The sequence below is a fragment of the Vibrio sp. EJY3 genome, from assembly GCF_000241385.1.
GTDB classification, from domain to species: domain Bacteria; phylum Pseudomonadota; class Gammaproteobacteria; order Enterobacterales; family Vibrionaceae; genus Vibrio; species Vibrio natriegens.
This window is the reverse complement of record NC_016613.1, coordinates 2,728,813-2,739,402: the sequence shown is the minus strand read 5'-3', so window position 1 is coordinate 2,739,402 and position 10,590 is coordinate 2,728,813. Positions and strand designations below refer to the sequence as shown.

Annotated in this window: 7 protein-coding genes; 6 read left to right on the top strand and 1 reads right to left on the bottom strand. The window is 47.3% G+C overall.

All coding sequences use genetic code 11. The features are described from left to right. Positions 1–21 precede the first annotated feature (21 nt). Positions 22–3,696 (top strand): exodeoxyribonuclease V subunit beta, encoded by a 3,675-nt coding sequence (gene recB / locus VEJY3_RS12360; RefSeq protein ID WP_049794668.1) that lies wholly within the window; start codon positions 22–24, stop codon positions 3,694–3,696. Continuing rightward, positions 3,696–5,855 (top strand): exodeoxyribonuclease V subunit alpha, encoded by a 2,160-nt coding sequence (recD, locus tag VEJY3_RS12355; RefSeq protein ID WP_014232814.1) that lies wholly within the window; start codon positions 3,696–3,698, stop codon positions 5,853–5,855. The genes recB and recD overlap by 1 nt, the downstream gene beginning before the upstream one ends. A 39-nt stretch (positions 5,856–5,894) precedes the next feature. Here recD and argA read toward each other — a convergent pair whose 3' ends face one another. Continuing rightward, entirely contained in the window at positions 5,895–7,232 is a 1,338-nt protein-coding gene (gene argA, locus VEJY3_RS12350) for an amino-acid N-acetyltransferase (RefSeq protein ID WP_014232813.1), read from the bottom strand. 264 nt (positions 7,233–7,496) lie between these two features. Here argA and VEJY3_RS12345 point away from each other — a divergent pair, with 264 nt between their 5' ends. The 4 genes from VEJY3_RS12345 to csdE all read left to right on the top strand — a co-directional run bounded on the left by VEJY3_RS12345 (position 7,497) and on the right by csdE (position 10,557). Further along, the gene (locus VEJY3_RS12345) at positions 7,497–7,853 is read left to right on the top strand and encodes a DUF2850 domain-containing protein (protein WP_014232812.1); all 357 of its coding nucleotides are present in this window, start codon (positions 7,497–7,499) and stop codon (positions 7,851–7,853) included. Between the two features lie 237 nt (positions 7,854–8,090). Then, on the top strand, positions 8,091–9,194 hold the full coding sequence (gene mltA / locus VEJY3_RS12340) for a murein transglycosylase A (protein ID WP_014232811.1): 1,104 nt from the start codon (positions 8,091–8,093) through the stop codon (positions 9,192–9,194). A gap of 103 nt (positions 9,195–9,297) precedes the next feature. Further along, positions 9,298–10,107, top strand: coding sequence for a tRNA cyclic N6-threonylcarbamoyladenosine(37) synthase TcdA (gene tcdA / locus VEJY3_RS12335; RefSeq protein ID WP_014232810.1), 810 nt, complete (start codon positions 9,298–9,300; stop codon positions 10,105–10,107). A gap of 21 nt (positions 10,108–10,128) precedes the next feature. Further along, positions 10,129–10,557, top strand: a complete 429-nt coding sequence (gene csdE, locus VEJY3_RS12330; protein ID WP_014232809.1) for a cysteine desulfurase sulfur acceptor subunit CsdE — start codon at positions 10,129–10,131, stop codon at positions 10,555–10,557. Positions 10,558–10,590 lie beyond the last annotated feature (33 nt).

Genomic DNA, 10,590 nt, shown 5'->3' with positions numbered 1-10,590 from the left:
AGATTCAGCGTTATGGATCAAATGTCAGGTGCAGAGCTACCTAACCATGATTTAGAAGCCACTGGGCAACCGCAGCCAACACCACTAGAAGCGATGACGTTTCCTTTACATGGTGCGAGGTTAATTGAGGCATCCGCGGGTACGGGCAAAACCTTCACTATTGCGGGTTTATACCTGCGCCTTTTGCTTGGTCACGGCAGTGCAGAGACCAAACATCGCGTCCCGCTTACCGTTGATCAAATTCTGGTTGTGACCTTTACCGAAGCGGCGACAGCGGAGTTACGCGATCGTATCAGGGCGAGAATCCATGATGCGCGTATCGCTTTTGCTCGCGGACACAGCTCCGATCCAGTCATTCAGCCTTTGCTTAGTGAGTTCGACGATCACAAGCAAGCGGCGGAAATTCTTCTCCAGGCAGAGCGTCAAATGGATGAGGCTGCGGTCTACACCATTCACGGTTTTTGCCAGCGCATGCTGACACAAAATGCTTTTGAATCCGGCAGCCGATTTAATAACGAGTTCGTGACGGACGAAAGCCACCTTAAAGCTCAGGTGGTAGCTGACTATTGGCGACGTAACTTCTACCCATTGCCATTCACTTTAGCGGGGGAAATTCGTCAGTTGTGGGGTTCTCCATCTGCACTGTTGTCTGACATCAGCAATTACTTAACAGGCGCACCGTTAAGCCTTTCTGTACCTGCGATGAAAGGTAGTTTGGCCGATGTTCATACTGAGAATCTGAAAAAAATTGATCAGCTGAAAGCACAATGGCGAGATAGCCAGGATGATTTTTTAGCACTGATTTCGGATTCAGACATCAACAAACGCAGCTACACCAAAAAGTCTCTGCCGACCTGGTTAGAGGCAGTGAATGCTTGGGCAGCAACAGAAACCACAGGTTATGACTATCCTGACAAGCTGGAGAAGTTTGCGCAAAATGTCCTGTCGGAAAAAACACCTAAAGGTAGTGCGCCGCAGCACGCCGTTTTTGAAGCGATTGAGGCTTTTCTTGCCAATCCTATTAGCTTAAAAGCGCCACTGTTGGCTCATGCGATTGAACACTGTCGCGTGATGTTAGCAAATGCAAAAAATCAGAAGCAGTGGCTATCTTTCGATGACTTACTGACTCAACTTTCTGCTTCTATCGATACCGATGAAAGCGAGCTACTGGCTGAGCGAATTCGCACTTTGTATCCGGTCGCGATGATTGATGAATTCCAAGATACCGACCCGCTGCAATACAGTATTTTTAGTCGTATCTATCTGAACAATCCAGAATGTGGTTTGTTTATGATCGGTGACCCGAAACAGGCGATTTATGGTTTCCGTGGCGCAGACATTTTCACTTATATTAAAGCTCGTAACCAAGTAAGTGCCCACTACACGCTAGGAACGAACTGGCGTTCAAGTGCGGATATGGTGCAGGCAGTGAACCAAGTGTTTGCCTTGCCAGACAGCCCATTTATCTATGATTCGGACATTCCTTTCTTACCCGTAAACTACAGTCCAAATGCCGAAAAACGCATTTGGACTATGGGTGGTCAAAAGCAACCAGCACTGACTTATTGGTTGCAAAACGCTGAAGAAAAACCGCTGCCAAAAGGCGAATATTTAACTCGAATGGCGGAGGCAACGGCAAGCCAAATCCGAACGATTTTGACTCAGGCTCAGCAGGGGCAAGCGTGTCTGGTGAACGGTGAAAAAGAGAAAGCTGTTCAAGCTGGCGATATCGCAGTACTGGTTCGTACTGGTAGCGAAGGCCGAATGATTAAACAGGCGTTGGCAGATCAAGGCATTGCCAGCGTATATCTGTCTAACCGAGACAGCGTGTTTACCAGCTCGGTTGCTCAAGATCTGCAGCGTCTTCTGCAAGCGGTACTGACACCGGAAAATGACCGAGCGCTGCGTGCAAGTCTCGCCTCTGAACTGTTTGCATTGGATGCCGCCAGCTTGGACGCACTCAATAACGATGAAATTGTATGGGAAAATGCAGTTAATGAGTTCAAAGAATATCGCAAACTTTGGGTTCAACGTGGGGTATTACCCATGCTGCGCGCGGTGATCAGCAAGCGCCATATTGCAGAACGATTGTTAGAAGAGGGCGCAAGCTCACAAGGAGAAAATGGTGAGCGAGTACTTACCGATTTAATGCACATTGGTGAACTCCTTCAGCAAGCCAGCAACGAATTAGATAGTGATCATGGGCTGCTGCGCTGGTTAGCTCAGTCTATCAGTGATGCGGAAAATGGGTTGGGTGGTAGTGATGACCAAATCCAACGTTTGGAATCTGAGCGTAATTTGGTACAGATCGTCACTATTCACAAATCAAAAGGTCTGGAATATGACCTGGTCTTTCTGCCGTTTGTGTTCAGTTACCGAGAAGCCAGCGAAGCCAAATATTACGATGCGGCCACTGACCGCACTGTACTGGATATTACGGGCAATGATGCATCAATGATGCAAGCGGACAAAGAGCGTTTAGCGGAAGATCTGCGTCTGATATATGTAGCGTTAACGCGCGCCGTGTATGCTTGCTTTATTGGTGCTTCGCCTTTGCGTAACGGACGCTCAACCAAAGAACCAACTGGTGTTCACCGCAGCGCAATCGGCTATTTGGTGCAAAATGGCCAAGAAGGCGGAATCAACGATTTGTACCAAGGTTTAAAACAGCAGCAAGATAAGCTTGATTGCGTCGCTTTAGGTGAACCGCCACAGCAGCTCGAAGAGATGTATGTAGCGCCACAAGAAGAAGTGTGTGATCTCACTGCGAAAGAACTACAAAATCCTATCGACAGAAACTGGCGTATCACCAGTTATTCGGGTTTGGTCAAGCAGTGCTCTCATCAGACTGAACACGACGCCACCATTGAGATTACTGGCTTTGATATTGACTCTTCTGACGAGCAAGACGAAGAGGATTTGGTTGAGCCTGAGCGTTCTATTTTCACCTTCCCAAGAGGCGCGCGTCCGGGGACGTTCCTTCACAGCTTATTCGAGGAAATTGAGTTTACTCAGCCAGCCACGACGGAAGAGAATACCCAAATCATTCTCGGTTTGATGGAAAGTGAGCAGTTGGATGAAGAGTGGTTGCCCATTTTACAACAGCTGATTGATACTGTGCTTGCCACACCATTAGACGGAAAATCATTGCTGCTTAATCAAAAAGCACCATCGCAGCGTTTGGTGGAGATGGAGTTTCTTCTGCCAATTGAAGTGTTGTCCGCTCCGGCGCTGAACCGTGTGATTCAACGACATGACCCATTGTCTGCCAAAGCGGGAGATTTAGGTTTCCAAACGGTTCAAGGCATGCTCAAAGGCTTTATCGACTTGGTGTTTGAGCATCAAGGCAAGTACTACGTGCTGGACTGGAAATCGAACCACCTTGGCGACGATGTGACTCACTACCATGGTGAAGCACTAAAATCTGCCATGGCGGACCACCGTTACGATTTGCAGTATCAGATTTATGCTTTAGCACTGCATCGCTTTTTGCGCAGTCGGCTGGCTAATTATCAATACGATCAGCATTTTGGTGGCGTGTATTACTTGTTCTTACGCGGTATGGATGGGCAAAGCGATCACGGCATATTTTCCGCCAAACCAACGTTAGAATTTTTACATGAGATGGATCGTTTGATTGATGGTCAAACACTGGAAACACGATCGACTCAGGCTGGGCAGATGGAGCTACTGTAATGACGACCAATAACAATCTTCCATCGCACCAAGAGAGCCTGCTGGCAACACTTGAACGGTTAGCACACAAAGGTGCGATTCGTCAGCTCGACTACCAATTCGCACGTTTTCTTTATGCTCAAACTGATGATGCGCAGAGTGAATCACAATCAGACGGTCAGGCGCTGGCCTTTATCGCTGGTGTCGTCAGTAGTGAGCTTGGTAAAGGACATATCTGTTTGCCTCTCTTCGATGCGCAAGGTCAGCCGACTGATTTGGCCAGTAAGTTGGGGCTGTTCGGTGAGGCAGCGTTAACGCTTAATACTCAACTGCAAGGTATTAATTGGCCACAATTATTGGAAAATTCCAGTTTGGTTGGCGCACAGGGAGAAGCGCTGCCGCTGATGTTCGATGGTGAGCGTTTGTATTTACATCGTTACTGGCACTATGAAGTGACACTGGCGGAAAAGCTCAATCAACTGGGCGCGGCGGTTAGCTTGCAACCGCAAGAATTTACGCGATTATCTGAGCTGCTTAACCATCTGTTTGCGCGTCAATATCACTTTCTTTTTAACGCGATTGCCAAAGCCACTGAAGCTGGGAGTAGCACCCAAGTTCTGCGTCAGCAATTGGTGTGTGACCACCTTGATGTTGTCGCAAGCGACGCATTGGATTGGCCAGCGATTGATGAACTTTTACGCCAAGCCAATAAAGTTCAGGACTTACAACCTCTGGATGACCTCGTGCCACTTTCTGCTTGTGTAAACTGGCAAAAAGTCGCGGCCGCAGTCGCGCTAACCCGTCGATTTGCAGTGATTTCTGGTGGACCGGGCACCGGTAAAACGACTACGGTAACCAAATTGCTTGCTGCGCTGATAGAGCAGGCCGCACAAGAGAAGAATTTAACCATCAAGCTGGTGGCTCCGACGGGTAAAGCGGCTGCACGATTAACCGAATCAATTGGCAAAGCAGTGCAAGAGTTACCGGTTTCTCCTGAGTTAAAAGCCAAAATCCCGACTGAATCGAGCACCTTGCACCGCTTGTTGGGCGCGATCCCTAATAGCGCAGAGTTCCGTCATAACAAACAGAATCCGCTGCATCTGGATATCTTAGTGATTGATGAAGCGTCGATGGTCGATTTACCCATGATGTACAAAGTGGTCGATGCATTGCCTAAGCATGCACGACTGATCCTGCTTGGTGATAAAGATCAGCTCGCCTCGGTAGAAGCGGGGGCAGTGTTGGGTGATATTTGCTCGTTCCATGCTTTGGGTTATGGCAAAGAGCAGGCTTCGGCCATCGCAAAGCTGACCGGTTTTGACACCTTGGCCCACAGTAGCAACAGTGCGTCCAGTATTGCGGACAGTCTGTGTATGCTGCAAAAGAGTTACCGGTTTGATGCACGATCTGGCATTGGTCAATTAGCAAAAGCGGTGAACTTGGGTTCTGCGGCCAGTGTGGACAATGTCTGGGCGCGAGACTTTTCAGATATCGAACATTTTGCTCTGAGTAGCCAAAACTACAATCAGATGATGCAGACGTTGGTACAAGAGTACGGTCGTTATCTGAAGCGTATTGGGCAGCAAGAGCAGGATCCAAATACGGGAGAACCTGAAACGTTAACCCGAAAAGCCAAAGTGGTGTTAGACACATTTAACCAGTGCAGACTGCTTTGTGCGATCCGCGAAGGTGACTTTGGTGTGGCTGGGTTAAACCAGCGCATAGAGAAAGCACTTGCAGCGCGTAAGCTGATTAAGGTGCAGGATGAGATTTGGTATCACGGCAGACCTGTGATGGTTACGCGCAATGATCACGGTTTAGGTTTGTATAACGGTGATATTGGTATTTGTATGCGGGATGACAGCGAAGAAGAGCAGCGTTTGAAAGTCTTTTTCGAACTCCCTGATGGTAGTGTTAAGTCGGTACTGCCAAGCCGAGTGCCAGAGCATGAAACGGCCTACGCCATGACAATTCATAAATCGCAGGGCAGTGAGTTTGATTACACCTTAATGATTCTGCCGCCAGATTTTAGCCCGATATTAACCCGTGAGCTGATTTACACAGGCATCACCCGAGCGAAGAAACGTTTAGCGCTTTACGCGGAGCTGAATGTGCTTAAACGAGGAATAAAGGTGAAAACAACGCGAGCCAGTGGATTGGTGCAGCGACTAGCCAACTAGAAACTAAAAGACCGAGTATGCACTCGGTCTTTTTAATCTTTATAAATCCAAAGCTAAGATTTTTGATTTGCGCTGGAAGTTGTATAAACCTTGCTTTGCTCCCGGTAAGTAATCCACGCCCACTTCGTAAAAGCCTTGCTCTCTGAACCAGTGCAGGCTGTGGGTCGTGAGCACAAAGATCTGATTAATGTTTTCTGACTTTGAGCGGTGCTTCATGTAATTCAGTAATAACAATCCACGGTTACCATCGCGGTAATCTGGATGAATCGCTACGCAAGCCATCTCCGCTTTGCGCTCTTCGGCGTATGGGTACAACGCAGCGCAACCAATGATGAGCCCATCTTTTTCGATGATGGTGAATTTTCCAATTTCTTGTTCCAATTGCTCGCGTGAGCGCCTCACCAATATACCTTGTTCTTCCAGAGGGCGGATTAAGTCTAAAATGCCGCCGATGTCGTCGATGTTGGCTTGACGGACTTGCTCAGCACTGGCCATGACCACTTGCGTACCAATACCATCGAAAGAGAACAGTTCCTGAATTAAGGCACCGTCGACTTTATAACTGATCAAATGGCTGCGTGGTACGCCCGCACGACAAGCGGCAATCGAGCCTTTCAAGAAACGTAGTGTACCGGTGTAGTAGTCTGAATCTGGTGAGCTTTTTTCCGTTAATGTTTTAATAACATGCTCTGCCTCGATAGGAAGCAGCTCAGCGACCGCATTGCCGTTGTCATCAATGACACCTTGTTCTGAACAAAAACCGATCAATTTGTCCGCGCCTAATTTAATCGCAAGCTGGGTGGCGACCTCTTCAGAAAGTAAGTTGAAACACTCACCCGTGACGGAGCTGGCAATTGGACCAAGCAGAACAATCGAACCTTGGTCCAGAGTGCGATTAATCGCGTCAGTATCGATGCGGCGAATCCGTCCGCTGTGGCAGTAGTCGACACCATCATCCACACCCAGAGGTTGAGCAATAATATAGTTCCCGGATACAACGCTTAGCTCTGTCCCAGCCATAGGTGTATTGTTCAGGCTCATGGATAGGCGTGCAGTTATCGCCAGCTGTAGTTGACCTGCGGCTTGCATAACTACTGATAAGGCTTCTTCATCAGTAATTCGGATGTCTTTATGGTATGGCGTAGTAAGGTTTTGTTTTACCAATAATTGGTTAATTTGCGGACGAGCGCCATAAACCACCACCACTTTAATGCCAAGGCTATGCATTAATGCAATGTCATTGATAATGTTTCCAAAGTTGTTGTGGGCGACCGCTTCTCCACCGAGCATGATCACCATGGTTTTGCCACGGTGTGCATTTACATAGGGGGTTGATTGGCGGAACCCTTTAACGAGTGCGGTACTACGAATTTTCACTACAGCCATTCCTTGTGTTTATTTATGCTTAAATAATGTCTTTTTATTCATCTAATGGCAAGGTGAATTTTTTGGAATAAAGGACAAATATATGAAGAGTGGTCCTTTGGGGAATAATAGGATGAAGGATAAAATGCCTCAATCTTTCCGCTATCAGTGGTCATCACATCTTCAGCCCCAGAGAGGAATGCTACGATTACTACTCAGCCCCAATCTGACTCATCCAAAAAATCCCAACTTCGAAAAGGCGTAGAGCGCTTTCTGATGCTTATCGCAGTAGTTGGTACAATTATCGCTGGTATGTTGTACAGTGACTGGATTTCTCGTTATATCAACCCGCCTGTTGAAAAATCAATTATTTATGGCAAATGGGTAGAGCAAGAGGTCGCACCATACGCTCGTGAGGTTTTTGAGTTAAGCGAAAGAGGTGTCACCGTTAATGGTTCTACAGTTGCGACCGATTTTGACTTCGATGGGGAGGCTTTGTCTTTTAAGTTTGGTTCGAGTGTTCGCCGGTTTAGGTTTATTGGCCAGCAACACACAGAAATGAAGTTAGACGCTAACGTGCATTATCTGCCAATTTTTCGTTTAGAGCGAAGTTTCGACAGCACCCTGCGCTGAACGTGACATTCATTCCCGTTCCATTTTGGACAGCTCAAATAACGTATATTCAAACACTTTCTGGACAATTGCGTATTCGTCCCCCTGCTATCATGTTGTTAATTCGAAACTAATTGGATGGAATTACAGCATATTTAACAGTTGACCTAGTTTTGAAACACTTTGACGCGGCTTTTCAATTGCGTTGCCTGTCTTTGTTTGCCATCCTTTTGCTATCTTTTATTACGGAATAATCACGTGCTAAAACAACTTCTTCCTATTGTTACTCTAGGCCTTCTGTTTGGTTGTGCTCAGAAAAACGATCTTGCCCATCAATACATCGATGGTGAATTTCCTCAAATTCTCAATAAAGTGGACGTGGTTGAGTCGAACAAGCCTCGCGACTTTACCGAGTTCAACAAGCAAGTTGAGCAGGTTTTGATTAAATCTCCCTCTATGGCGAAGATGTACCAACCGCTGTATCACAGATTGAGTGAGTGGGCTCAGCAAAGTGGCGACACCAGTGTGCTTAGCGCTTACGGTATTCAAGCGGCGCAACTAGGTGGGGGCGATAAAAAAGGCAATGTGTTGTTTACGGGATATTTCTCTCCGGTGATGGAGTTGCGTCATCAGCCAAATAACATCTTTAGATATCCAGTTTATGGTAAGCCGAATTGTTCATCTGATTGCCCGACGCGTGCCGAGATTTACGATGGTGCCTTAGACGGTAAAGGTCTGGTGCTTGGCTATGCCCCAAACCGAATTGATCCTTTCATGATGGAAGTGCAGGGCAGTGGCTATGTGCATTTCGAAGACGATGACACGTTGGAGTACTTTGCCTATGCAGGAAAGAACAACAAAGCCTACGTCAGTATCGGGCGAATTTTGATTGAGCGCGGTGAAGTGCCGCGTGAAGAAATGTCGATGAAAGCGATTAAAGATTGGGTGATGGCTAATGATGAAGCGACCGTGCGTGAGCTACTTGAACAGAATCCATCTTACGTGTTCTTTGCCCCTAAATCAGAAGCGCCAGTGACCGGAGCCGCGGGCATTCCACTGTTACCAATGGCAGCAGTAGCGGGTGACCGTTCAATCTTGCCAATGGGGACGCCAGTTCTGGCAGAAGTACCATTACTTAATGCGGATGGAACGTGGAGCGGCGCACATCAATTACGCATTCTGCTTGTACTCGACACAGGTGGTGCAGTTAAACGTAACCACTTAGATCTGTATCATGGTATCGGTGCAAGAGCGGGAATCGAAGCGGGTCATTACAAACACTTTGGTCGTGTTTGGAAACTTGGCTTAGAGAACACGCCGACTCAAGCGCCTTGGGCTTTATCACCAGAAAAGATACAATAGTGGATTGATAAGTAGAGAGGAACGTCCTCTTGTCTAGACATTTTCTCAAAGAGTGCGTATAAATCGCACTCTTTGTTTTTCTATCGATCATCTGGATTTCAATATGCGCGAACTCGATACTCCGGCATCTGACAACTACAATCAACGTTTTGGCGGCACTCGTCGTCTTTATGGTAACAGCGAAGTCGAAATTCTTCGTGCCGCGCATGTGTGTGTGATTGGTATCGGTGGCGTTGGTTCCTGGGCGGTAGAAGCGCTGGCGAGAACTGGAATTGGTGAGCTGACGTTGATCGATATGGATGATGTGTGTGTAACGAACATTAACCGTCAAATCCATGCTATGTCTGGAACGGTTGGCCAAAGCAAAATTGAAGTGATGGCCGAGCGCGTTAAGTTGATTAACCCAGAATGTAAGGTGAATCTGATTGATGATTTCATCACTCCAGACAACCAGCATGAATACTTGAGCAAAGAGTTCGATTACGTGTTGGATGCGATCGACAGTGTGAAAGCAAAAGCGTCTCTATTGGCTTACTGCCGTAGTAACAAGATCAAAGTGATCACGACGGGTGGCGCTGGTGGTCAGGTCGATCCAACACAAATTATGGTGGCGGATCTGACCAAGACGATTCAGGATCCACTGGCCAAAAAAATTAAAGACACCTTACGTCGTCATCATAACTTTCCGAAGAATCCTGCGCGTAAATTTGGCATTGACTGCGTGTTCTCTACCGAGCAGCTAAAATACCCACAGGCAGACGGTTCGGTATGTGGTGTGAAGTCTACGGCAGAAGGTCCTAAGCGAATGGACTGCGCAAGTGGATTTGGCGCGGCAACCGTTGTGACAGCAACGTTCGGCTTTGTTGCGGTTTCACGCATAGTAGAAAAGCTGATTCAAAAGTATAAGAAGTAATAACAAAGAGAAGTACGCACCATGACTGATTTCCCAGTTTCACCATTTGGTTCTGAGATAACAAGTGACGATATTGTCGCGACGATGCAGCAGTTTAAAGGCTGGGAAGATCGCTACCGCCAAGTTATCCAGTGGGGAAAGAAATTACCTCAAATGCCCGAAGCGCTGAAATCAGAACAAGTCACGGTGTCAGGCTGTGAAAGCTTAGTTTGGCTGGTTAGTCAGGAGCAGGATGGTGTTTGGCATTTCTGTGCGGATTCTGATGCGCGTATTGTCCGTGGCTTGATTGCCTTGGTGATGGCCGCGTTTGACGGAAAAACTGCTAAGCAGATCCAAGCGTTCGACATTGATGCGTATTTTGAGCAGCTCGGTTTGATTGCACACTTAAGTCCATCTCGTGGCAACGGCCTGAAAGCGATTGTTGAGCAGATCAAACAAACCGCTAAATAACAGTTTCGTTGGTTCTGAAAGGCGCTGAGTAGC